Annotated in this window: 16 protein-coding genes and 2 pseudogenes; 4 read left to right on the top strand and 14 right to left on the bottom strand. The window is 58.4% G+C overall.

The genetic code is table 11. From position 1 onward, the window contains the following. Positions 1-341 precede the first annotated feature (341 nt). Both ACFW0H_RS02220 and ACFW0H_RS02225 read right to left on the bottom strand, forming a co-directional pair. Positions 342-1,775: a hypothetical protein gene (locus tag ACFW0H_RS02220; protein WP_422912272.1), complete on the bottom strand. Its 1,434-nt coding sequence runs from the start codon at positions 1,773-1,775 to the stop codon at positions 342-344. A gap of 305 nt (positions 1,776-2,080) precedes the next feature. Next, positions 2,081-2,269 (bottom strand): DUF7740 domain-containing protein, encoded by a 189-nt coding sequence (locus ACFW0H_RS02225; protein ID WP_422912273.1) that lies wholly within the window; start codon positions 2,267-2,269, stop codon positions 2,081-2,083. A gap of 391 nt (positions 2,270-2,660) precedes the next feature. Here ACFW0H_RS02225 and ACFW0H_RS02230 point away from each other — a divergent pair. The 4 genes and pseudogenes from ACFW0H_RS02230 to ACFW0H_RS02245 all read left to right on the top strand — a co-directional run. After that, a pseudogene (locus tag ACFW0H_RS02230) lies at positions 2,661-3,182 on the top strand (IS5 family transposase); the annotation flags it as partial. A gap of 217 nt (positions 3,183-3,399) precedes the next feature. Then, positions 3,400-4,725, top strand: coding sequence for a group II intron reverse transcriptase/maturase (gene ltrA, locus ACFW0H_RS02235; protein WP_422912274.1), 1,326 nt, complete (start codon positions 3,400-3,402; stop codon positions 4,723-4,725). A gap of 75 nt (positions 4,726-4,800) precedes the next feature. After that, a pseudogene (locus tag ACFW0H_RS02240) lies at positions 4,801-5,256 on the top strand (transposase); the annotation flags it as partial. A 429-nt stretch (positions 5,257-5,685) separates the two neighbouring features. Continuing rightward, positions 5,686-7,620: a putative bifunctional diguanylate cyclase/phosphodiesterase gene (locus ACFW0H_RS02245; protein ID WP_422912275.1), complete on the top strand. Its 1,935-nt coding sequence runs from the start codon at positions 5,686-5,688 to the stop codon at positions 7,618-7,620. Between the two features lie 251 nt (positions 7,621-7,871). Here the strand turns inward: ACFW0H_RS02245 and ACFW0H_RS02250 are convergent, their stop codons facing one another. The 12 genes from ACFW0H_RS02250 to feaR all read right to left on the bottom strand — a co-directional run bounded on the left by ACFW0H_RS02250 (position 7,872) and on the right by feaR (position 25,581). Beyond that, positions 7,872-9,284 (bottom strand): APC family permease, encoded by a 1,413-nt coding sequence (locus ACFW0H_RS02250; RefSeq protein ID WP_422912276.1) that lies wholly within the window; start codon positions 9,282-9,284, stop codon positions 7,872-7,874. A 398-nt stretch (positions 9,285-9,682) separates the two neighbouring features. Next, entirely contained in the window at positions 9,683-10,765 is a 1,083-nt protein-coding gene (locus ACFW0H_RS02255; protein ID WP_422912277.1) for a CobW family GTP-binding protein, read from the bottom strand. Then, positions 10,762-12,420 (bottom strand): amidohydrolase, encoded by a 1,659-nt coding sequence (locus ACFW0H_RS02260; protein WP_422912278.1) that lies wholly within the window; start codon positions 12,418-12,420, stop codon positions 10,762-10,764. Before ACFW0H_RS02260 ends, ACFW0H_RS02255 begins: the two co-directional genes overlap by 4 nt. A gap of 187 nt (positions 12,421-12,607) precedes the next feature. After that, a complete protein-coding gene (locus tag ACFW0H_RS02265; RefSeq protein WP_422912279.1) occupies positions 12,608-15,061 on the bottom strand; it encodes an efflux RND transporter permease subunit in 2,454 nt (817 codons plus the stop codon). Further along, entirely contained in the window at positions 15,058-16,119 is a 1,062-nt protein-coding gene (locus ACFW0H_RS02270) for a WD40/YVTN/BNR-like repeat-containing protein (protein ID WP_422912280.1), read from the bottom strand. Before ACFW0H_RS02270 ends, ACFW0H_RS02265 begins: the two co-directional genes overlap by 4 nt. 89 nt (positions 16,120-16,208) lie before the next feature. Next, entirely contained in the window at positions 16,209-17,834 is a 1,626-nt protein-coding gene (locus tag ACFW0H_RS02275) for a DUF1302 domain-containing protein (RefSeq protein ID WP_422912281.1), read from the bottom strand. A gap of 653 nt (positions 17,835-18,487) precedes the next feature. Continuing rightward, positions 18,488-19,258 carry a MetQ/NlpA family ABC transporter substrate-binding protein gene (locus ACFW0H_RS02280; protein WP_422912282.1) on the bottom strand — a complete coding sequence of 257 codons (771 nt, stop codon included), beginning with the start codon at positions 19,256-19,258 and terminating at the stop codon, positions 18,488-18,490. A gap of 94 nt (positions 19,259-19,352) precedes the next feature. Continuing rightward, positions 19,353-20,018, bottom strand: a complete 666-nt coding sequence (locus ACFW0H_RS02285) for a methionine ABC transporter permease (RefSeq protein WP_422912283.1) — start codon at positions 20,016-20,018, stop codon at positions 19,353-19,355. Next, positions 20,015-21,388, bottom strand: coding sequence for an LLM class flavin-dependent oxidoreductase (locus ACFW0H_RS02290; protein WP_422912284.1), 1,374 nt, complete (start codon positions 21,386-21,388; stop codon positions 20,015-20,017). The genes ACFW0H_RS02285 and ACFW0H_RS02290 overlap by 4 nt, the downstream gene beginning before the upstream one ends. A 10-nt stretch (positions 21,389-21,398) precedes the next feature. Then, positions 21,399-22,622 carry an SfnB family sulfur acquisition oxidoreductase gene (locus ACFW0H_RS02295; protein WP_422912285.1) on the bottom strand — a complete coding sequence of 408 codons (1,224 nt, stop codon included), beginning with the start codon at positions 22,620-22,622 and terminating at the stop codon, positions 21,399-21,401. Positions 22,623-23,075: 453 nt separating this feature from the next. Then, positions 23,076-24,554, bottom strand: a complete 1,479-nt coding sequence (locus ACFW0H_RS02300; protein ID WP_422912286.1) for an aldehyde dehydrogenase family protein — start codon at positions 24,552-24,554, stop codon at positions 23,076-23,078. 100 nt (positions 24,555-24,654) lie between these two features. Beyond that, positions 24,655-25,581, bottom strand: a complete 927-nt coding sequence (gene feaR / locus ACFW0H_RS02305) for a transcriptional regulator FeaR (RefSeq protein WP_422912287.1) — start codon at positions 25,579-25,581, stop codon at positions 24,655-24,657. Positions 25,582-25,632 lie beyond the last annotated feature (51 nt).

Consider the following 25,632-nt stretch of genomic DNA (forward strand, 5'->3'; position numbering starts at 1 on the left):
AGAACTGGGCAAGATCAATAGGATGCACGGCGGCAGCAGGGAGTGGGGGTTGGTGTGTTTGGCGACTGCCAATTTACCCACTTCCCTGACTGTCAACTCGCTCTTCCCCCAGACTCCGCGAAGAACCTTTTTTTTAGCCAGCTTGTGCTAGATCAGTTTGTCCGCAAATAGCAGTAGGCGCTCGAAGCCTTCGGTGAACAAAATGTTTTCCGGACCACAACCAGCCAGCCGAAGGTTAGGAGTGTGTCCTGGCTCGTGTTCATCAGGAAGCATCCTGTCGGCTAGCGCTTTCTTGAGTCCTCCCTCCGCTCCATAGCGCCTCGAAACAGCCCACCTAGCTCCTACTTCACAGGCGTTGGATCGAGCGTGACGCTCGGAATAGTGCGAAAGGCCGTGTGGTCGTCCGGACCGGTATAGTGCCGCAAGCGCAGCGCACACTCGATGAGTGCAACTCTTGCGAGCGATTCGCCAACCTTGCGCATTTCTGCGAACGTTTGCAGACGGTCGAACACGTTGCCATGCAGGATCTTGGAGCGCCCGTGATCATAAAGCTCCTTCACCAGCCACCGCAGACTGCGGGGATTGGAGCCGACCGAGAATTCGCGTTCCTCCGTCCATCCGGTCAGGTGAGTCAGCATGTCCAGGATTTTCCCGAACTTGCCACCTTCCGTGAGTACATCCAGACTGGTGCCGATCTTCGCGAGAGCGATCGCTTCGCTGGCCTCACGCGTGCCTTCAGCAAGCCAGTCCAGAGCCGTCGCCCAGCGCATGGCTAAGAGCGGATGCGGGTGTGAAGCAGGGGAAACCAATCCGTCCAGTATATGGGCGAGCGCATCGCGCATCGTGCGGTTCTGCTGCTTATCGAGCCCCCCTTTTACTTGCTGGCCGCTGACGCCGGGCACTTGCTTACTAAGCCCAACGCCCGGCAAAAGCAGAAACCCGTTTGCCTCAATGACCGTGTGATAAGAGACGGGTACCATTCGCTCATCTGCGAGCGTCTGGGTATGGAAGTGGCTATCGCCTCCCAATATCAGGGACAGGCCGTCGAGTGCGGTCTTGCAGATATGGCGAGCAGCTTTCGTGGAGAGGGATCGCTCGTACCCAGACAACTTCACCCGCAGCAACGACCGACCTGTGCTCAGAGGATCGTACATCTGTGCGGCCAGCCAAGGTAATGGGGCTTCATCAGGCGTCAAAAAGCCTTTAGGCATCGACAACGCGCGAAGCAATGCTGCTTTCCAGTCTTGATTGGCTTCCTCACCGTCCAGGGCGTTCTTCTTGGCGTTATCGCTGAATTCGACGGCATCTATCCACTGTCTCCGGGTCATGATGGTGACAGGGCCGATGACAAACGGCTCTGCGAACTCCATGCCCAAAGTCCATGCGGGGAAAGAGTGGGTGAATTCGGTTGCCGTGCGTTGCAGAGTCTGCCGCACGGTACAGTCCAGCGCCTGCAAATTCTCCGCCGCCTCTCCCGTCAGCATGCCATCGGCATGGAGGTCGGTGACACTCTGACGAAGCAGCGACTCCAGTTCATTGGCCTCTACCCTGATGTCTAACTTGGGAGCCTCCCTGTTCCAAGCGTACGCCAATGATTTCAGTGCCATTTTGGCCGGGCGAGTGAACATTCGCTGCTGTCCATTGCGGGACGTAGCCCAGTCGGGCATGCCCTGTTCACTCTCCAAGGCCTTGGGGTCAAATATGCCCTGTGGGTATAGCTTGTCCAACGCCTCGACTAATTTTGCCAAGGCCTGCTTCCTGTTCAATTCACTCATGGGATTGATTAGGTCCTCGTTCGCCATTGGGCGATGGATACTAATTGATGCCAGCCACGCAGCCTTATTGCCGGTGGTGGATTGGGATGTTTTGTACAACGATGCCGTGGACAAACTGCTGCTTATGGAAATTTGTCCGCCAGGCCGCCCAAACGACTGGTCGGCATGTATGTGGCAAGGCCGAATACCCACTTCGAGCCGAGTTGCCTCGAGGCCAGAGGAGCGCCAACACCAGTGTTCTAGTGCGGGAAAAGAGGAGTTTCTAACTGGCTGGAGTCACACGGGCATGAACCAGAACAGATGGTTTAAAGCTCACGCGCCAGGAATTCCACCAAGGCAAGCGGGCTGCGGCTATCGATCACCTGATAGACCACGTCGCGCTTGCTGCGCGGCAGCTGTCCTACGCAACGTTTTGCCGTCGCTCTCACTGCGGCATCAGATCGATGGATTCGGGCTGCCAATAGAAGCGCCAGCGTGGCGTCGAGAAGGGTCATGGTAATTGGCCTGAACTCACAATCTAGAACCGACGCGATATTGCATGACTTGGCCCGCCTAGCCAACCCGCGGCTGGTTTTCTCTCTCGAACGACCAATAGACTCAGATGCCGTGTTGCGGCCCCACCGCCTGAATTGGGCTAACGGTCGATGAAATTCGGTGGCAGGCCCACAAGAATACGGCGCGACTAACCCATAACGGAGAATCACTTCGGTGAACCGCCTGCCTCGTGCAGGCCGATGCCGCTTTCTGACATAGGGATCCAAGCAGGTATTAATCAAAAAGCCGCAAGCAGTGCGTCCGCTTGCGGCTGGCAGATACTTAGGGAAATCCTTAAGAAGACTTCCTGAATCTGGTGAAATACACCGCCCCCGTCGCACGAGTTTCCCGATGAAGCAGATGACCTTTGCCGACGCCGAGTACGCCGGCAAGCGCAAGCAGACCCGCAAGGAGTTGTTCCTGGTCGAGATGGATCAGGTGGTGCCGTGGCAGGGCTTGATTGCCCTGATCGAGCCGCATTACCCGAAGGGCGAAGGTGGCCGTCCGGCCTATTCGTTGATTGCCATGCTGCGCGTGCACTTGATGCAGAACTGGTTCGGCTACAGCGATCCGGCGATGGAGGAAGCGCTCTACGAGACCACCCTCCTGCGCCGGTTTGCCGGGCTGAGCCTGGAGCGCATTCCCGACGAAACCACCATCCTCAACTTCCGGCGTCTGCTGGAAAAGCATGAGTTGGCGGCAGGGATTCTGGCGGTGATCAATGGCTACCTGGGTAACCGCGGCCTGTCGCTGCGCCAGGGCACCATCGTCGACGCGACGCTGATTCATGCGCCCAGTTCGACCAAGAACCAGGACGGCAAGCGCGACCCGGAGATGCATCAAACCAAGAAGGGCAACCAGTACTACTTCGGCGGTGCGACCTGAAAGTCGCATGGATTTCTGTTCCACAGGTTAACGCCCGACGGAACCGATTGTTCCACCACTCGTTCCCTACCCAGACAGGCGTGGCCGGTAACAGCTGGGTCTGAAGCTCTGGGGACAATGTAACCGCCGATATCTCGGTAGGTCGAACCGCGAGGCCAGACCGAATCTGCCAGCATCAAGGCGGAGAGGGGCTAGGGATGAACGGGTGACTCGCTCGTACAGCGGCAAGATGTTGGCCGTGAAACGAGTGACGGAGAATAGAGGCAAGAGAACACCGGGTGTTGACGGCAAGATATGGTCAACGCCAGAAGCCAAATTCAAGAGAGCACACGCGTTACAGCATCGGGGCTACCGTCCCCAACCGCTGAGGCGCATCTACATACCCAAAAGCAATGGCAAGCAGCGTCCGCTGGGAATTCCGACGATGCAGGATCGTGCCATGCAGGCACTATGGAAACTGGCTCTTGAGCCTGTTGCCGAAACGCGTGCAGACCCCAACTCATATGGATTCCGACCGCACCGGTCAACGGCCGACGCCATCGCTTATTGCTTCGATGTTCTGGCGAAACGCAGCTCAGCGCATTGGGTGCTCGAAGGAGATATTCGCGGCTGTTTCGACAACATCAGCCACGACTGGCTGCTCGCCAACGTGCCCATGGATAAAGCGATTCTGCGTAAATGGCTTCGAGCGGGGTATGTCGATCAGGGAGCCTTGTTCGCAACGGAGGCGGGAACCCCGCAAGGGGGAATCATCTCTCCGGTACTGGCGAACTGGACGTTGGATGGACTGGAAGAGGTCGTCTACGCAAGCGTGGCTGCAACAGCACGCCAGCGTCAGCCATTCAAAATACACGTTGTACGGTATGCGGATGACTTCATCGTGACCGGCGCCACGCAAGCTGTACTGCAACATCAGGTTCGCCCCGCCATCGAGGCCTTCCTGAAACAGCGTGGCCTGGAGCTCTCAGATGAAAAGACTCACATCACGCATATCTCACAAGGCTTCGATTTTCTCGGCCAGAACGTACGCAAGTACGCCGGCAAGCTGCTCATCACTCCGGCTCGCAAGAGTGTGAAAGCGCTGTTGGATAAGGTTCGGGAAATCACGAACGGAAACAAGGCGGCGACGCAGGCGAACCTGATCTTGACCCTCAACCCGGTGATCCGGGGATGGGCTATGTATCATCGTCATGTGGTCGCGGCTAAGCGCTTCGCGTGGATCGACCATCGAATTTGGCAGGTGTTATGGCGCTGGGCTGTCCGCCGGCACCCTATGAAAAGTGCCCATTGGGTGAAACAGCGATACTTTCGTACCGTGGGTCAACGGCACTGGGTTTTTGCTTCCAAGGAAAAAACACGCGGCATGAACCAACCGGTTTGGCTTTTTGCCGCCGCCAGTGTTCCGATTGTGCGGCATATCAAGATACGCAGCGCAGCGAACCCGTTTGATCCGGCATGGACGTTTTACCTTGAGCGCCGAAGAGCGCGTCGTCTGGTAGCCCGGTCTTATTCAGGCTGTTGGAAGGCTTGAGCCGTATGAGGGGAGACTCTCAAGTACGGTTCTCAGGGGAGGCAGGGGTGGTAACACCCCTGCTTTACCCGACCCAAGGCCCATATCGGTGCCGACGAAGAGTCGGGCCTGGTGCACAGCGTGGCGGTGACCGCTGCCAATGTCGCGGACATCACCCAGGTCGACCAGCTGCTGCACGGCGAGGAAAACGTGGTGTGCACCAATGCCGGCTACACCGGGGTCGAGAAACGCCCCGAGCATGCCGGGCGCCAGGTCATCTGGCAGATCGCGGCCCGGCGCAGCACCTACAAGAAACAGGGCAAGCGCAGCGCCTTGTACAAAGCGATCCGCAAGATCGAGAAAGCCAAAGCCCAGGTGCGGGCGAAGGTCGAGCATCCGTACCGGGTGATCAAGCGGCAGTTTGGCTACACCAAAGTGCGCTTCCGCGGACTGGCCAGGAATGCGGTGCAAATGGTCACGTTGTTCGCCCTGTCGAGCCTGTGGATAGCACGGCGGCAATTGCTGGCCAACCCAGGTGAGGTGCGTCTGTAATGCGGAAACTGGCCGTCGCGAGGTGCCCGCGGCGTCGCAAAAGATAGGGAAGCGCAGATGATCTGAGTGTTTGGGATCGATTGACCGCTTTCAAAAATCGGCAGGCGCTGAAGTCAGCCAGGAATACTTAGCTATTTCAGACCATCCTTAAAGAAAGAAAACTCATTGAAGTTATTAGCTTAAGCCTCTCTGCCCACTGAAAATAGGCACAACGAAATCCTTAACACCAACACCCATCAATCTCACAAAGTTATAAATTAAATCACCTTCACGCTAAATTTACTGATTTTATATTTAGGCAACACCGTTAATTCAAGAAGAGCTCTTCCGACATTTCACCAACCAATTCAGGCCCTGCTCGGAGCTAAATATATGTAAGTGCGTGCAGATACCACTATACTGGACATGGAACAAACTTAGGGCTGTAGCATGGCAATCTTTCGTTCGCGTCAAGATGCCGAAAAAAGGGGGGCCGTTCCGTCGACCAATGACGCATCTTGCGAATCGCAGCGCCTTAACCGTGCTCTCCGAACGCTGAGCGCAGGAAATCGTACCCTCTTGCGTGCATCTGACGAGCAAGAACTGCTGCAAGCAATGTGCCGAGTGATAATTGATGAGGGCGGTTACAGGATGAGCTGTGCGGGCTACGCTCTAGACGATGCAGAGAAAACACTAACTATTGAGGCTTGTGCATTCTCGGCCGAGGCCGACCCCGCCGCCGAGGCGACCCTCCGCTCCACATTTTTCAGCTGGGCCGACAGCGAGCTAGGAAAGAACCCTGGGGGCATTGCGGTGCAAACAGGGCAGCCCTGCATTGGCCAAAATCTTCTGACCGATCCCAACGCCGCTCCATGGCGGGAGCAAGCGGTTCGCTTCGGCTATGCCGCTGCGTGTGCTTTTCCCCTTTGGATCAATGGCAAGGTGGTGGGGGCATTGGGCCTCTGTGCGTCCGAACCTACTGCCTTCGACGACGCCGAAGTATCGTTATTGGCTGAGCTCGCAGACGATCTCGCTTATGGCATTGCCAACCTGCGCACCCGACTTAAGCACCGGGAGGCTGAGGCGACAATTCAGCGCATGGCCTACTATGACGAGCTCACCGGGCTCGCGAATCGGTCACGGTTATGCGAGCAGTTGCGGGCCGCAATCGATACGGCTCACGAACAACATCAACCTATGGCCCTACTCTTGCTCGGCATGACCCACCTGCAGGAGATCACTGATACGTTGGGCTATGCGAGTGGCGACGTGGCGATCCAAGAGGTTGGTCGTCGCTTGGCAACAGAACTAAGAACGCAGGAATTGATCGCTCGCTTGGGCGAAAGCGACTTTGCAGTGCTGCTGCCGCAGGGGGATGTCGATTACGCGACCAAGACTGCCCTTAGGCTGAGCAGCATGCTTCATGCTCCGTTGGATACTGGCGGGCTTCGCCTAAATGGTCGGGTAGCTATTGGCATTTCCGTTTGCCCTGGTCACGGAACGGACCCCGATGGGCTCATCCGTCGTGCCCGGGTAGCGATGGCAGAGGCGAAGCGCACTGGAAGCAGTTATGTGCTCTACTCGGCCACATTGGACCAGACTTATGCGGGTCGCCTGGCACTGATGGCGGATTTGCGCCACGCCATCGAGCAGAACGAACTCTGCCTCTATTGCCAAGCGAAGGTGCATGTCGATTCGAAGCAGCTTGTTGGTGCTGAGGCACTAGTGCGCTGGAAACATCCAACCCTGGGTTTGATACCCACCGCCGAATTCGTCACCCTGGCCGAATACTCCGGTCTCATTATCCCGCTCACCCACTGGGTATTGGAGTCAGCTTTCCGCTATAGCCATGGGTGGCATGAAGTAGGCCTCAATGTGCCTCTGTCGGTTAATCTTTCTGCCCATGATCTGCAGGACCCGACTCTTCTGAGGCGAATCGAGGGATTGATTGTCACCTGGGGGGCGGAGCCAGACTGGATCCAGTTCGAGCTGACCGAGAGCTCGTTCATGGAAGATCCAACAAAAGCCTTGGAAGCACTCCTAGCATTGAAGCAGCTGGGCGCGCGCCTGTTTGTCGACGACTTCGGCATCGGGCACTCTAGCCTCAGTTATCTGCAACGGCTGCCTGTCGACGCAATCAAGATCGATCAGTCTTTCATTGCCCCTATCCTTGACAGTCCTCGCTCAGCTGCGATTGTCCGTTCGGCGGTAGAACTTGGCCACGAACTTGGCCTAGAGGTGGTCGCCGAAGGCGTAGAGAATCAGATGGTCTGGAACCGGCTGGCTGAATTGGGCTGTGATGTCGTCCAGGGCTACTTTATTGGAATGCCAATGCCCGTCGAGCAATTCGATGCCTGGCAAAGGGCAACTCCGTGGCGACAATAGAAACTTGTCTTTGGAAGACACCTTACAAGTCCCGTCCAACAAGTAGCGCATGGTCTTACGGGCGACTATCTACCAGCACTTTTAGCGCTCCGCCGCCTAGGTATCCACTCAGCCCATCGCGATAAACTCGACCCCATGGGAGCATTGTGCGTTTCGCACCCTGAACGATAAGAATCTAAGATCAGGATGGACCTGTTTTTCCCTATCTCATAACGAACGAGCGCCCCTTGAGGGGGCGCTCCTTTCGGCAATCAATCGAGGTCCGGTTCGAATAGCTTTCGCTTCATCGAAAACTTGACCCAGAGCGCCCCGATCACACTGACCAGCAACAGGATTCCACCGGTGAGCTTGTAGACTACAGCAGTCATTTCCGGGGAAGGAGAGTTGTTCAATGCAAGATAGGCCATGCCGATAATCCCAATAAGTTGCGGCAAGGGATAGAACGGAGTCCGATACGGACGAGGATGGTCCGGTAAGCGCCGACGCAGTACCAGTACATTCACATGAGCCACCACATATGCGAGCAACCAGCTAGTGGAGGCAGCAATTACCAGAGTAATGAGCGAATCCATGCTAAAAAACAGGAATGGCAATAGGATAACGCCTGAAATGAAAAGGATAGCGACCCAGGGAGTACCAAACCGCTTACTTGTGATCTTCAGTTGCGGAAACGCCTGCCCATTCTCAGCCATGCTCTGCAGCATGCGTGGTATGGCCGCGACAACAGTGTTGATGGTACTGCAGGTTGCAGTTATTCCCATTATCGCGGCGATCAGAAGCCCGGCCTTACCAAACACGGCGCTTGCGTAATCCACATAAGGCAATGGCGACGTAGTCAGCGTTTCAACACTGAGGTAATAGCTGGCACCGATTGCAAATGCTGTAAAGATCACAAGCATGGCCAGTATAGAAAGGCTCATTACTCGAGGGATATTACGCTCTGGCTGATAAACTTCATTTATCATAGGACAGATATACTCAGAACCGACCATCAGCCACATCGCCAGAACGATCAGCCCCAGGAAGCTACCATCCATCACGGAAGAAAAACTCCACACGACGGGGGTACCACTAATAGGCGGGAATGGCTGCGCCAACCCAGTCACACCACATAGACCTAACAGCACCAGTGCAACAATAAGAATAAATGCCAGAAAATTTTGAACTTTAGCAAAAACATCAGCACCTACCAGATTGGCAATAGTCAGCAATATCAAGATCGCACCCGGAAGCAATTTTTCCGGAAATACCCCAGGCAGAAGCTTACCGATTACCGCATCGACGAGGAACATCTCTGCCGGCAGTGCCAACATTGCCACCACGACATAACCTGCGAATACAGCAACGATTGCTGGGAAGTGACCGATTGCTTTTTGGGTATACGTACCTAATGTCCCTGCCGTTGGGAACATTAAAGACAGCTCAGCAAAGGACATGGCGTTAAACTGGGCAAGCACGAAGGCAACAAATAGAGCCGCAAGGAAACCCATACCGCCGAGGCCAACACCTTGCGTTGCCGATATCATTGAACCCTGCACAATCACAACGCCAACGCAAATGGCCATCATGGTCAGAAAACTTAACTTCTTCCGTGGTGTAGATGAAGATCCGCTTACAGATCCGACGAACGAAGATGTCTTGCTTTGCACACTTGTCTGGCTCATATCGTTATTATCCCCACTGAGGGCATGGTGAATACACACTTGGAATACATGCCACGGTAACCACGCATTCCAGGCTTCATTCTAGTGAGCTTGCTTAGCAGAAAATCTGCATATAACTGATACTGACTTTATTTTTCGAGCTTACATCAACAACTGCGACCTCAACCTCCTCTATTCTCGCGTGAAGCCAAGTTAAATTCGATACTCATAAGGGAGTACCGAAGCGCGTAAAAACGCCGCGATTAAAAACTCAATCGCGCTTACTTTCGCGGCCGCTCCGGGCCTCATAATGAAATCCATGAGCAAAGAACTTTGCCCCGTAAAACTCAGAATAGAGCTACTCAAGCAAGTGAACGAGTGTGGCGTTAATTGCCGAATTGGCTCAGGACGGATCAGAGCTAATTAAGCAATTCCACCGAATCTTTCACTGGATCAGCCTTAATCGGAGAAACCGGCCTAAACGCCGGCAGGCTCACCCCTACGAACTTCTCGAAAGTCCTAGCGATCTCGGCATAATCAATGCCTTGCACAATCAGCACGATGCGCGAGCGGCGATCCGCCGAAGGCCACTCCGGCAGTTGTCGCAAGGGGTGGAAGATCTGCTGGACACCATGAACCACTGTGGGCTGATCGAGGTGCTCGACCACCTGGACAACACCTTTGACCCGCAACAGGTTTTCCCCTCGCAACGACGCCATTAGCTCCAGCCAATAGGCGAGACGCTCCTGTTCAAGGGGCTGATTCAGTACCAGGCAGTACGAGTGGACGTCGCCTTCGCGGTGACTAGCTTCACCGTATCCGCTCTCGATCCTCGCCATGTAGGCATCGACGTCGAACGCGCCGTGCCGTGGAACGCTCACCGCCCCTTCCAGCACATCTGCTGCCTCAATGCGGCCGTCGATCAACCTCTTGATACCAGCCGCCGGATTGAGGCCACATAGCCGGATCTCTAGCGCTTCGATCAGTTCGGCAGACGCAAGATCGGTCTTGGTCAGAAACAAGCGATCAGCCAAAGAGACTTGCTTGACCGCCTCAATATGACGGTCGAGCGTTTTAGCGCCGTTGACCGCATCCACTGTGGTGACGACCTGCTGGAGGCGATAACGCTGCACCATCTGCGGGTCGATCATGAAAGTTTGCAGCACCGGCGTCGGATCGGCGAGCCCGGTGGTTTCGATGATCACGCGAGAAAACGGCGCGATTGCGTTGCTTTCTCGACGCTCGTGCAAATCCACAAGGGTGTCGATCAGGTCGCCTCGCACCGTGCAACACAGACAGCCGCTCTGCAGCAAACGCATGTTCTCGCTCACCTGCTCGACTAACAGATGATCGATCCCGACTTCACCGAACTCATTGATAATGACCGCGGTATCGGCGAGTTCGGGCAGCTGAAGCAAATGATTCAGGGTCGTGGTTTTGCCACTGCCGAGGAAACCGGTCAACAGCGTGACCGGTATCCGTGCATCGACCGTATCGGTCATGCTCCGACCTCATGCACCACATTGCCCGCGAAGTAGGTCTGCAGGACTTGGGTCTGGGCCAGTTGGTCGACCGGGATCTCGAAGAGGTGTCGGTCGAGCACGATGAAGTCAGCGGACTTGCCCACCTCAAGCGAGCCGGTCTCACTCTGCAGTCCCATCGCCATGGCAGGTCCAATGGTGTAGGCCCGCAGCGCGGTGGCTAAGTCCAAACCTTGCTCGGGCCACATTTCGCCAGGGAACTCGCCACTCGGATCGCGACGCGTAATGATGCCTTGCATGCTGAACCACGGGTTCGGATCAGGTACTACTGGCCAATCGGACCCAACGGCAAGCAGCACCCCAGCGGCTTCCATGTCACGGTTAGGGTAAGAACGAGTAACGCGCTCTGGAGACAGCACGGAGTTGAGTTGCTCAACAATGACCCCGGGGAACCAGATCATCGGCGACAGGTCCGCAGCGACATTGAGCGCCTTGAATCGAGCAATGTCGTCGTCATGCAAATAGCCAGCGTGAGCGATCTGGTGCAGACGGTTTCCTCCGTTGAAGCTGCGCACCACCTCGAATGCATCGAGGGCGACGCGAACCGAGCCGTCCCCCGTACAGTGGATCTTTACGCTGAGATTGGCCTGCTCGCATGCGGCAATCTCTCGGGCCAATTGCGGCACGGTCAAGAAAGTCGCGCCGCGGAAACAGCAGCCGTGCAGGTCGTCTGCCAGGTAGGGTTCAAGCATCGCGGCAGTCCGGGTGGTGGGCACGCCATCCAGGAAGATCTTGCCGAATTCCGGACGGAAGTATTGGCTGCGGTAACTATCACGCAATGCGAACAAGTCTTTGCCCCACTCTTCGGCGGAAAGGGGCCCTTCCAAGACCGGCATCGAACCAACGATCCAGCAAGTCAACTGGCCACGGTCGGCCACGCTCTTAATTGCATCCATTACCATCCGCGCAGTCAGCGCATCCTGAATACCGGTGATACCGCAGGCATTCATACGCTTAATGGCATGCACGGCCGCGGCAACATCTAGCTCCGGCTCCTCGGCCAGGGCCTTGGTCACCGCAGACTCAGCCAGAGCTGATGCAGTCTCCAGTAGTAGCCCAGTGGCCTCCCCAGTCTCAGGACAACGCACGATGGTTCCGTTGGGCGGATTCGGCGTGCTTTTGTCGATGCCGCACAATTTCAAGCCGGCATCGTTAAGCCAGCGATTATGGTGGGAGTCGTCGCGCAGCATCACCGGGCGCCCCGCAGCCGCCTCGTCCAGACGCAGGCGTGCTTCGTAGGTCAGTTGGTCGAGCATGTTGCTGCCCCAGATACCGCCGACGATCCAGCGATCGAGCGGACGCTCCTTAGCGGCGGCGCGGACCATTTCGATGATCTGGTCGAGCTTGGTGGTCGGCAGGAAGTTCACATCGTACAACTCGGCCCGACCGGCAAGGAGGAAGTGGCTATGGACGTCGATCATCCCGGGCATGACCATCTTCCCATGCAGGTCGACGACCTTGGCGTCCGCACTCACGGCAGCGCGCGCGTCCTTCTCATTGCCCACTGCGACCAATCGTCCATCCACCACTGCCAAGGCCTCGGCCCATGGCTGATCGGTATTCATCGTGTAGATGAGTCCGTTTACGAGAACGAGTTCGCTAGTTTGATTCGCCATATCGGGCACCTATTCCCAGAAGTCGGAAGCTTTTTAGTGGGAAAGCCGGCTCTTAAGACACGGGACATTCCCATCTCACAACACATCGAACTTTGAGCACCTCTCGGACATATAGCGTCTTCAAGATCTCTGCCCAGAGCGCGCCACAGCCAATGGACGATGGCGCTTGTAATCCATCAGGCTGTGACTACAGGATTGCTACGCAGTGGTCTTGGGACGCCTCAGCTTTTGCCGCTGAAGACTCATCGGAGCGCTGCAGAGCGAACGTGGCCGCTATATCGTTTGGCCTGAGTAGGAAATGTGCGAGCGCCGGCAGAAGGATCAAGGCGCCAAGCATGTTCCACAGGAACATGAAAGCCAAAAGTAGGCCCATGTCGGCTTGGAACTTGATCGGACTGAGTACCCACGTGACTACGCCGATAGCCAGGGTTACACCGGTCAACATCACCACTTTTCCGGTGAACAACAGGGCGCGGTAATAAGCCTCTGATAAGCTCTTGCCCTCGCGCAACTGAGCCAAGGTAACCGACAGGATATACAGCGCGTAGTCGATACCGATGCCAACGCCGAGTGCGATAACCGGCAAGGTCGCAACCTTCACTCCCATTCCGAGGATGACCATCAACGCCTCAGCGAGTACCGAGGTGAGCATCAGCGGCAGTACGGCCACCACCACAGCCCGCCACGAGCGGAAGGTGATCAGGCTGAGCAGCGCAACGGCGGCATAGACCAGGAACAGCATTTGTCTCCAGGCTTCCTTGACTACGATGTTGGTCGCAGCTTCGATCCCGGCATTGCCGGCGGCGAGAAGGAACTTGGCGTCTTCAGTGTTGTTCTCTAGGGCGAAAGCTTCGACGAACTGAACCACGGCGGACAGAGTGTCAGCCTTGTGATCGCGCAGATAGATGTAGAGCGTGAGGAGGCTACAGCTGTCGTTATAGAGCCCGCGCGGCGCGCCTGCAGTTACGGTATTCAGCATGCTCTGGTTGGGCACAAACTCGTACCACTTCGGATTAGCCTCGTTCAAACCGACCATCATTTTCCGGTTCAAAAGGGACAGCGAGTTGGTCGTCTCAACGCCCGGGAGTTGGCGCAATTGCCACTCCAACGAGTCGATCTTGTTTAGCGTGTCATACAGGGAACATTGCCCATCGGGACTGGTGACCATTACCGCGAGTACATCGCTGGAAGCACCGTAGCCGGCGTTCATGAAGGCCACATCGCGATTGTAGCGGCTGTCAGGACGCAGCTCGGGCGCTCCCGGGTCAAGGTCACCTATCTTCAGCTGTGTACTGACAACTAAGCCGGCCAATCCAATGGCCGTTGCGCCTAACACAGCGAGGGTGGCCATCCGACGCTGAGTGAAACGGTCCAGAAAAGCCCACAGCGGATGCTTGCTCTGTCCTTGTTCATCGGCGACCTCGGTACGCAGGCTGTGCTTGGCCGCGCCAGCGCTGACACCGGTGTACGAGAGCAGAATCGGCAACAGGATCAGATTGGTGAAGATCAGTACAGCAACGCCGATCGACGCGGCGATGGCCAACTCACGAATGACCTGGATGTCGATCACCAGCAGCACTGCGAAACCAACGGCATCTGCTAGCAGAGCAGTCATGCCGGCCAGGAATAGGCGGCGAAAAGTGAAGCGTGCCGCTAGCAACTTCGGAATGCCTCGCCCGATATCCTGCATGATACCGTTCATTTTCTGCGCGCCATGGCTCATACCAATAGCGAACACTAGGAACGGTACCAAAATCGAATATGGGTCGAGGGAATACCCGAGGGTTGGCAGCAGCCCTAGTTGCCATACCACCGCCACCAACGAGGCTGTAACCACCAGTAACGTAGAACGTACACAACGGGTGTACCAAAACACCGTAGCGGTAGCGATCGCCACCGCTACAGCGAAGAACAGTAGTACCGAACGCACACCGTCGATGAGATCACCGATGATCTTGGCAAACCCAGTGATGTGCACCGACACGCCTTCAGCCTCGTACTTCTGGCGTAGTTTCTCCAGATGGCCAGCGAATACGGCATAGTCCAGAGGGCGTCCTTCGGCGTCTTTGGCCAACAGAGGCACGTAAATCACCGACGACTTGCCGTCCGTAGCCACAATTTGGCCAATCTCACCGGAACGGACGATGTTCTCGCGCAAACTTTCCAGGCTCGCAGGACTGCCGTCGTATCCCTCCGGAATCACCGGGCCGCCTTCCAAGCCTTCTTCGGTGACACCGGTCCAGCGCGTCGATGGCGTCCACAGCGACTTCATGTTTAGCCGGTCGACACCTGGTAGCAGGAAAATTTCGTCGGACATCCGACGTAACGCATCGAGAAACTGGGGATCGTAGATGGTGCCCTTAGGACTCTCCACCGCTATACGTACCGCATTACCCAATCCAGCCAACTGGCTCTGGTACGTATTGAACTCCTGGATGTAAGGGTGCGCCGTAGGAATAGTCTTCTCGAAGCTGGCATTGAGCTCAAGCTTGGTCGTCTGCCACCCCAGTAGAGCGGTAACAATGGCGCAGAGAATGACCACTACGAGGCGGTTGTTGAACAACGCCCGTTCCAGCAGGGAACCTGAACGATGATCGAAACAGGCAGTGGCCGCTGAGAGGTCTACCGAGGGAACTTTCACTTCTTATCTCCAGAATGGACCACAGCAACGCCCTGCTGACTAAGCACGAAAATCCCCGCGTTCGACGCGGCGAGCACGCCGTTCAGAGGCGGCAGAGGACGAGTGTTGATGGGCACCAGGCTCCCCCCCTGCTCATGCATGACCAACCCGGCCTGGTTCACCAGGACCAGTTGGCCGTCTGGCTGAATTGCAGAAGCTGTGATGGATGCTTCGACCGGCGAGGCGAGTGACGCCCAGGTTTTGCCGCCGTCCCCGGAGCGCAAGGCATTGCCACGTAATCCAGCAACTACAATCACATTCTCCGAGGGCATCTCCGCTGTAAAATAGCTACCTCGGTATGGCGTCTGGACGACCGCGAAGGTCGCACCTCCATCCTCTGAAATGCGAACCAAGCCTTGTTCGCCGACGATAATGATCTTCTGCCCATGACCACGTATCACGTTCAAGTGGAACGCCCTGGGGTTCGGGATGCGATCACCCCAGGATGACCAGGACTTGCCGCCATCTGCAGTGGCCAGGGCGAGCCCATAGGCGCCCACCGCGATGGCATTGAGCGGGTCAAGCACCAGCACATCGAGAAATGGCTTGTCCGGACCGTCCGCAACCAGTCGTTCAGCATCGGAAACTGAGCGGGCATCGCCCTTTTCCCGAGCCGCAGCCAGAACAATCTCCGCGGCACGCCGACCGTCGAGGCTAAGCGTCCAGGTTTCGCCGGCATCAGTGGTGACCAGGACACTACCCCCATGGCCCACCGCGTAGCCGTGCATGGCATCAGCAAAGCGCACCGCAGTCAGCGTGACGCTGACCGGGGCCTGGACTTGCCGCCAATTCACGCCGGCATCATCGGACAACACCACGATGCCCCGTTCGCCAACAGCGACGAGACGCTCACCTGCTTGCGCAATGCCCAGCAGATACGAGCGCGCCGCCATTGTGGTGACCACCGAAGGCCTCTCTAAAGCAGATCCGACCGGGGCCGCATGGGCAATCGACACTATCGACATGAACAACGCTACCCACAGCGGGTGCCACACCGAATATCGAAGAACACTATTCATGTTTGGCTCCGTGCTACTTTGCGGGACTCACCAAAAAACGCTGAGCGCGCGCTCTTGCCGGACAACGAAAAGCGAGTCATGGACCAACCTCAGAACGTGCGTTGGATCGACAGGGAAACGAAATCACGATCTTTCAGCGATTGCTTGTAAGAGACGTGGGTCCCCTCATCCAGGAACGTGCCTTCCGGCCCAAAGTAATGGGTGTAGGTGAGCCCCCCTCGCCAGTCATTGAGGTAGACCGCCTTCAAACCAATGCTGAAATCGCCGACGTGGTCGCCATTGAAAGACCCCACCACGGACGAGTTGCCAATTCCGAAGCCCAGACCGACCGGCACGGAAAGATCAACCCCAGAGAAGACTTGGCGGTACGTCGGCTCGTAGAGCACACGTACGTTTGCCGCATCGCGATCGGCGTTGGGATTAAGCACTTCGGGATTCTTGGTGACGCTGGTACGGCGGTTCCATGCGACTTCCCCTAGGAAGGTCGCTTCATTCGCGATAATCGAGGGCCCCAGCGTCGCTAGCCAGGAGAGCTGAGCGTGCACCGAGTTCCCGACCGCATAAAGCGGATTGCTATCGTTATCGCCAGTACCAGTCACGTCGACGGCGCCATCGCTGACCAGCGGAGTGTTGCGACGCACGGATACTTCACCGGCTACGTTGTAATCGCCGAAGGTATGGCTGAAGCTCGCCCCGTAAGCAGTAATGTCTTCAGGGAAGACCCATTGGAACTCACCGATCCGCCCACTGACCGGATCGAGGCCGCCGCTAGGCCGAAGATAGAGCTGGGGTGTTTTGTCGTGGTAACGGATCGCATAGAGCCCGTAGTCAGTCTCACCGGCGCTGAAACGAACCTGAACACCACCTTGACCAGAATTCTTAGCCTTCATGTCCTGTCTCCGGAAGAAAGCCAAGGGCTGGCCACCCGGAATGACGGGCGCACCGGCGATCAAGCGCTCGCCGCCATCGCCGAGAATATCAAGAGTCGAAAAGTAGCTGCCTACCGCAGGGAGCCGCGTTTCCTCCCAACGCCACTGGTAATAGGCTCCGATCGACACATCCGGAGTCAGCTGAATCTGACCGGAAAATTGTTGAACCGGACGAATCAACTCCTTGAACTGGGTGTTGGGTACAGACAGAGCCTTAACCGCATCGATGGGCACCATCCCACCGGCAATACCGTTAGCACCGAAGAACAGGCTCTCGCCCCAGACAAGGGCGTGCCTACCTGCACGGAACGTAGCCTTGGAATCTCCAAGAGCGACCCGACCGAAGACAAACGCGTCGAGCAATTCGGCCTTTTGACCGTGCAACTCTTCAGTGTCGCTGGTGAACTCGTCGAAGGGGCGCGAAATGGAATTGACAGTGCCCGGCGAGTTGTTGTCGTTCGATTCGTTGTAGACCGTGTCGTACCAGCCGGCTCCCGATACTCGGGCACCGAAGCCGTTGTAGCTCACGTCGAACTCGGAAAGCAGGTCGAGGCGGTTGGAGATCAGACCACTGCTGAAGTTACGATCGCCATCATCTTGGTTGACTGAGGAAGTCAACTTATCCGAAGCACCCTCGACGCGGCTGGCGCTGCTGTATTTGAACGTGTTGTCCCACCGAAGTTTGAGATCGGGATTGCCCGATTCGATCACAAATGCATGCACACTTGGCGACATGAGAGCCACGACAGACATGGCGAGCGGGCACAAGGTTTTATTTTTATTCATTTTTTTGGATCCTCCGTTGCTTAGTTTTAGTTATCAGCAGGGGGGGGATTTATCCGCCTATGGGTGGCAGACACCTGGGACGTGGCAGAGCGCCCTCACGTGAATCAGATTACGAAGGCGCGAAATCTCGCGTTAGCCGAATTTGGCATCAAGGCTTCAAGGCGCATCGCCGCCCACCTCCCCTTCCCTCTACAACTGGGGTGCACTTCGCCACCTGCCGGGCCTGAACCGCATGTCACATGCAGCGGCCTGATCGCCGTGGGCGACCTCAGCGGATCGATGGCAAGCGGATTATTCATCTGTCGGTGTAAGACTAGTCGCTGCACGTCAACAGACATCCAGACAGAGCAATCCAATAGCGAGCGTGATGCTTCGAATTCGCTGATGCCCTTCGCCTTCCAGGGGCGCCTGTTACGAATCTAGTTGCCTGATATAAGCGACGGAGCCTTTCGGGTAGGGGGCACCGTGCATACCAGCGGTAGGGCATGGCGCGAGGGCTGAGCCTGTTCGGTCAGTGCTGCGGGGAATAGTGTTGAGGATGCGGCAGGAAGGAATTGTGGCCTTTTCAACAATCGATCGGTTCTGGTTTCCATCCCAAACCCTCTCCCATTGGGAGAGGGGTTTTGTCCGAGCGAAGGGAGGCAATGCGCGGCTCAGAACGCCGGGGCGATCTGGCCCTTGTAGCGGGTGACGATGAACTGGCGGACTTCCGGCGAGTTCAGGGCCTTGGCCAGCTTCTGCAGGCCCGGGTCCTGGAGGTTGTCCGGACGGGCGACGAGAAATTCGGCGTAGAGGTCCTTGCCCTTCTCGACGATCAGCGCGCTGTTGGTGTCGATGCCGGCTTCGAGGGCGTAGTTGGCGAAGACGAAAGCCAGGTCCACCTGGCTCACGGAACGGGCCAGCAGCGCACCTTCCAGTTCACGGAGCTTCAGCTTCTTCGGGTTCTCGGCGATATCGCGCTGGGTGGCCAGGGTGTTGCTCGGGTCCTTGAGCTTGATCAGCCCGGCTTCGTGCAGCAGTACCAGGGCGCGGCCGGTGTTGACCGGGTCGTTGGGGATGGCGACGGAAGCGCCGTCCTTCAGTTCGTCGAGTTTCTTGATCTTGGTGGAGTAGGCGCCGAAGGGTTCGATGTGGATGCCCACCACCGGCACCAGGTTGGTGTGGCGGCTCTTGTTGAACTCATCGAGGAACGGCCGGTACTGGTAGTAGTTGGCGTCGAGGTTCTTCTCGGCCAGTTGCACGTTGGGCTGGATGAAGTCGGTGAAGACCTTGATGTCCAGGTCCACGCCTTCCTTGGCCAGGGTGGGTTTGATGAACTCGAGGATTTCCGCGTGGGGAACCGGGGTGGCGCCGACTACGAGCTTCTCGCCAGCTTGGGCTTCGAGGGCGACGACGGCGGCCAGAATGGCGATAGCCTTTTTCATTGCAAGTGCTCCTGGGCAGTATTGGGTTGGCCGCCGTGGGGTGAACGTGAGGCCTTGGGTGGGCAGCGAAAGCCGGCTGCCCTGCGGCGGGATTTCAACGGCGGCTGTAGCGGATCACCAGGCGGTCACCGCTCATCTGCAGGGCCTGCACCAGCAGGACCAACAGGGCCACGGTGACTACCATCACGTCGGTCTGGAAACGCTGGTAACCGAAGCGGATGGCGAGGTCGCCGAGGCCCCCGCCGCCGATCACACCGGCCATGGCGGTGTAATCCACCAGCACGATGGCGGTGACGGTCACGGCGGCGATCAACCCGGTGCGGGCTTCCGGCAGCAGGGTGTGCCAGATGATCTGCCAGGTGCTGGCACCCATCGCCTGGGTAGCCTCCACCAGTCCGCGGTCCACTTCGCGCAATGCGGTTTCCACCAGCCGGGCGAAGAACGGCGTGCAGCCGGCCACCAGCGGCGGGATGGCCCCGGCAACGCCGAGGGACGTGCCGGTGAGCAGCGTGGTCAGCGGGATCATCACGATCAGCAGGATGATGAAAGGCAGCGAACGCAGCATGTTCACCAGCGCCGAAGCGAAGCGGTAGAAACCGGGTTTCTCGTGCATCTGCTTCTTGCCGGTGAGGTAGAGCAACACGCCCAGCGGCAGGCCGAGCAGCACGGTAAAGCCGAGCGCCAGGGCGAGCATGGTCAGGGTGTCGATACAGGCCTGGCCGATCTCAACCCAGTCGAGGTTGGCGAGCAGTTTGTTCATTGCCCCACCTTCCTGCGCAGCCGCGCGGCCGGATGCGGCTCGGCAAGGCGGTCGCCCTGGCCGAACAGCTTGTGCCGCAGGCTGCCGTCTTCGTACTCGCGCTTGAACAGGCCATGGGCCTGCAACTCCGGCACCAGCAGGTCGACGATATCTACAAAGGTTTCCGGGGCGACGATGCTGGACAGGTTGAAGCCGTCCACGTCGGTCTCTTCCACCCAGGCTTGCAACTCATCGGCCACGGCTTTCGGCGAACCCACCAGCAGCGGGCCATCGCCACCCAGGGCGCAGTAATCGGCAATTTCGGCGGTGGTCCAGGTGCGGTTCGGGTCGGCGGCAGTGAAGGCATCCACCGCCGACTGGATAGCGTTGCTCTGCACCTGGCGCAGCACCTGGTCCGGCGCGTACTGGCCGAAGTCGATGCCGGTCCAGCCGGACATCAACGTCAGGGCGCCGTCATGGCTGGCGAATTCGCGGTACTCGCGCCATTTCGCCTGGGCCTCGGCATCTGTGGGCGCGACGATCACGGTGAGCTGGTTGAACACCTTGATAGCGCTGCCCGTGCGGCCAGCCAGTTCGGCCTGGCGGCGCAGGTCCACCACCTGGTTGCGCAGGATGTGGCGGGTGGGCGCCGCGACGAATACGCACTCCGCATTGGCAGCGGCAAAGGCCTTGCCCCGGCTGGAAGCGCCGGCCTGGTAGAGCACCGGGGTGCGCTGCGGCGACGGCTCGCTGAGGTGGAAGCCGGGCACCTGGAAGTGCGCGCCCTCATGGGCGATGGGGTGCACCTTCGCCGGGTCGGCATAGACGCCGCGCTCCACGTCGGCGACTACTGCGTCTTCGTCCCAGCTGGCCTCCCAGAGCTTGTAGCAGACCTCCAGGTATTCCCCGGCCAGGGCGTAGCGCTGCTCATGGTTGAGCTGCTGTTTGAGGCCGATGTTGCGCGCTCCGCTCTCCAGGTAGGAGGTGACGATGTTCCAGCCGGCACGGCCACTGGTGAGGTGGTCCAGCGTGCTCATGCGCCGGGCGAATGGGTACGGATGCTCGAAGGACACCGACGCGGTGACGCCGAAGCCCAGGTGCCGGGTGGCGGCGGCCATCGCCGGCACCAGCAGCAGCGGGTCGTTCACCGGCACCTGGGCGGCATTGCGCAGGGCCTGCTCCGGGCCGCCCTGGTAGACGTCGTAGACGCCCAGCACGTCGGCGAGGAACAGGCCGTCGATCTTGCCGCGCTCCAGGGTTTGCGCCAGTTCGATCCAGTAGTGGATATCGGTGTAGCGCCGCGCCTGGTCGCGCGGATGGCGCCAGAGGCCGGGGGACAGGTGACCCACGGCGTTCATGGCAAAGGCGTTGAGGCGAATCTGCTTGCTCATGTCGCGCGCCTCAGGACCAGTCGTGACGCGGCGGCTTCACGCCGTTGAGCAGCCAGTTACCGACCACGTGGTACTTCCAGCGCACCGGGTCGTGCAGGGTGTGCACGCGGGCATTGCGCCAGTGACGATCATGGTTGTGGCGCGCCAGCGTGGAGCGGGTGCCACCCAGTTCGAACAGCTTGTTGGAGGCTTCGATGGCGATTTCGGTGGTCAGCACCTTGGCCTTGGCCACGGCGACCGAAGCGGCGGCCACATTGTCCTCGTCCAGTGCCGGGCGCGCGGCATCCATCACCTTGCCGGCCCGCTCCAGCATCGCTTCGGCGGCTTCCAGGCGAATCCCCAGGTTGCCCACCTGGATGATGGTCAGCGGGTCCTCGCTGGCCTTCTCCACCCCGGCATCGATCCAGGGGCGGGCGTGGTCACGGACGAAGGCGATGGTGTCGCGCAGGGCCGCACGGGCGATTCCGGCATCGATGGCAGCGGTGGTGATCTGGGCAAACGGGCCGGCCAGGGTCGGGCTCTCGTAGGAGCGGTAGGTGGGGAACAGGTTCGCCGCCGGCACCCGCAGGTCCTCGGCCAGCACCGTGCCGCTGGACGTGTTGCGCTGGCCAATGCTGGACCAGTCGTCGACGATCACCAGTCCTTCGCTGCCGCGCGGGACGAAGGCCAGCTGGGCCTTGTCGTCCTCGTCTACCGCCAGCACCGCCAGCCAATGGGCGTAGAGCGAGCCGGTGCAGTAGCCCTTGCGCCCATTGATGACATGGGCGTCGCCGTCGCGGCGGATGCGGGTCTGGATGTCCTGCACGTTCTTGCCGCCGGTTTCCGACAGTGCATTGGCGAAGCGGTTGCCCTTCAGCGCCAGGCCGAAGAAGTAGCGCTTCTGGTCATATGTGCCTTGCAGGCGGATGTCTTCCAGCAGGCAGTAGTGGTTCTGCGGGATCTGCCCGAGGGAGGCGTCAGCGGCCGAGATGATGGCGATCACTTCGGCCAGCGTGGCGTAGCTCACCTCGGCGCCACCGAACACCTTGGGTACGGTGATGCCCCAGAGGCCGCTGTTGGAGAATACGTCCACCACCTCGGACGGCACTTGGCGGGTGCGATCGCGCTCGGCGTCGCCTTCCAGCAGGAAGGCCGCCACGCGGTGGGCCACTTCGATGGCTTCGGCGTCACTGCGGATGATGTGGGCGTCCGGGATGCCGATGGGGTACTGGGCGGAAATCGGGGTCTGCGACATGGGGCTCTCTGCACTGCTGTTTCGCCGCGAACACTCGCGGCCTTGCTTGCAGAGGAATAAAGCAGCACCCGTGCCAATTCAATTTTCTATTTAAAATCAATATCTTACTAGATAGCGCCAACAGTAATCCCGCCCCGAGATCACCAAGTAGTTGGTCCGCTGTTTCTGAGGCAACATCAGCGTCCGCTTACCAGTACGAATCCTTTCGGCGATGACGGGCTAACGACCAAGCCGACGCGGCTACCCGGACCGTTGCCGGAGCTGGAATACGAGACGACCGGGTGCCCAAAGTCGGGCGTGTTGATCAGGTTTGTTTCTAGGAGCCCCGCCTGTTCGTTGACGTTGGGCTGTGGAGAGAACAAGTCGCCCTCCGGCCGACGGCGACTTACAAAATGCTCATAACGACAACCCCGCCCGTCTTTGCGAATCAGGCGGGGCACGAATCCCTCCGTGTTAATGACGCAGACACACGGATTTGGTTTCGCAGTATGCGTCCAACCAATCGACGCCAAAGTCCCGGCCCAGGCCCGACTGTTTGTAGCCACCGAAGGGCATGTTCGCATCGATTACCGTATGACTGTTCACCCACACGGTACCGGCCTGGATTCTCGGCGTCAGGTTCATAGCCTGGTTGAAGTTCTGGGTCCACAGGCTGGCGGTCAGCCCCAGGTCACTGTCATTGGCCTTCGCCAAGGCCTCTTCCGCATCCTTCACGCGAATTAGATTCAGCACCGGGCCAAACACCTCTTCGCGAACCAGACGAAAACCATCGCTCGGGTTGATCAGGAGCGACGGCGAAACGTAATAACCCTGCGCCGGAGCCACCTGCCCTTGGATCACTTCGCTGCCTGCCTCGGCCAAGTAGCCCAACACTTTCTCCTGATGCCCCTTGGACACCAGCGGGTTGATTTGCGCGGCGGGGTCGAGCCCCGGCCCAAGCGTCAGGCTCTTCACGGCGAGTTCGAAATCACCCACCAACCGGTCGAAAAGCGGTGCCTCGATGTACACCCGCGAGCTTGCCGCACACACTTGTCCCTGATTCAGGAAGCTTCCGGCCATTAACCCCTCAATGACCTGCGCCGGATCGGCATCAGCCAGGACAATGGCGGGGTTCTTGCCACCAAGCTCAAGGGTCACGCGTAGCAGCCGATCCGCCGCCGATCGTGCGATAGCTTTGCCTGTTGCGGTCGAGCCGGTGAAACTGACCTTACTGATCAAAGGATGCTCAGTCAGCGCCTGCCCCGTGCCCAAACCGCGCCCATTGACCAGGTTCAGCACACCTGGCGGGATACCAGCCTCACCGGCCAACTCGACCATGCGCATCAGCGTCAACGGCGTCACCTCGGACGGCTTGACTACGACAGTACAGCCGGCGGCAAGGGCTGGCATCACCTTCCACATGCCGATCATCAACGGAAAATTCCAGGGTACGATGCCGGCAACGACACCAATTGGCTCTTTGCGGGTGTATGCGGTGTAGCGCGCACCTGGCGGAAAAGCGATGGAGAGCTCCATTGAGCGGCCGTCGTGCTTCGTGGTCAAACCAGCTACATAGCGCATCCAGTTGAGCGTGGCGCCAACCTCGAACATGCGCGAGATATTGATGGACTTGCCCTGCTCCAGGGTTTCCAGTTGAGCCAGCTCCTCACCATTGGCTTCCAGCAAATCGGCGTAGCGCAACAGGATGCGCTCCCGCTCCGCTGGCGACTTGTTCGACCAGACGCCGCTACTGAATGCCCGATGCGCCGAGCGCACCGCACGGTCGACATCGGCGGGAGTAGCTTCACCGACGCGGGCGATGACACCTCCCGTGGACGGGTCGAACACCGGCAGGGTTTCGGCGGCGCACGGCGACCATTGACCATCGATATAGCAACCGTATTCCTTAGCGAGAAAAGCGCGAACGCTGGCGAGAAGCTCAATCTGGGACATGTTGTAAACCTCGTCGGCAGAGGGAGGCGGAAAGGTCGCTCCCGTTTGGCCAGTCTATGGCAAAGTTTTTCCAACAACTTTCACTCGACTGCCAGAAATGCTACCCATTCGTGCCAGATCTACTGTGGCGCTTACGGTACTCACGAGGGCTGATTCCAAATCGCTCCTTGAAGGTGCGAGAAAATTGACTGGGATCGCTGAAGCCCCATTCATCGCTGAGCACCGAAAGACTCTGCCCGGCGGGTGCCCGACACAAAGCCTCGGCGCACAGATCTAGACGACGGCATTTGATGTACTGCGCAACCGTTAGTCCGCGTCGAGTGAACACGCGATACAGCCCTCGAACAGAAATGCCGATCTCCCGACCGACTAGCTCCGGATACAGGTCACCTTGGATGTGCGCATCGATGAAGGCAACGGCCTTTAGAAACAGACTCTCGTAACCATCCGGCTCTTCACGCGCCGCGATGACAGGGCGCAATAGCGCCAACAGAGCATCCAGCGTCGCTTCGCCTTCGCGCACGCCCATGCCAGACTGACGAGCTGTGTACTGGATTAGCTGCCTGGCGAGCCGAACACTGGGGCTGCGTGCAGGAATCACCTCACCACAGCGCACCCGCGCATGGCAGAAATGCTGCTCGACCTGGCGACGAGGGAGGATCACTGAGATCATCCGCGAGGTCGCCCCATAGGAGGCACTAAAAGGGCTGGACGCGTCGATGACCACCATGTCGCCACGGCCCAATTCGACGACATAGCCGTCCAGGTCCAGGCTACACTTGCCATCCAACTGAAAGACCGCGAAGTATTTGTCGTCGTCGTCCTTAGCGATTTCCATGTAACTACGCGACAGTTTGACCTCGCGTGCCTGCAAAACGCTCAGGCTTAGCGGCCCGCTAGAAAACGACTCGATCTGTCCGGAGAAACCTTCACCCAGGTGGCGCCCGGCGAATGATCCGCAGACCCGGTTGATATCCTGGACCCAGGCGTCGAAAGCCGCGGCTGGGTTTGATGAAGTAATCCTCATGGGGCTCACCCTCTCTTGGGAGATATGACTTGACTCAATCCGATCGGCGTT

Origin of the sequence: Metapseudomonas cellulosilytica (assembly GCF_049334135.1) — a bacterium.
In the GTDB taxonomy this organism is placed as follows: domain Bacteria; phylum Pseudomonadota; class Gammaproteobacteria; order Pseudomonadales; family Pseudomonadaceae; genus Metapseudomonas.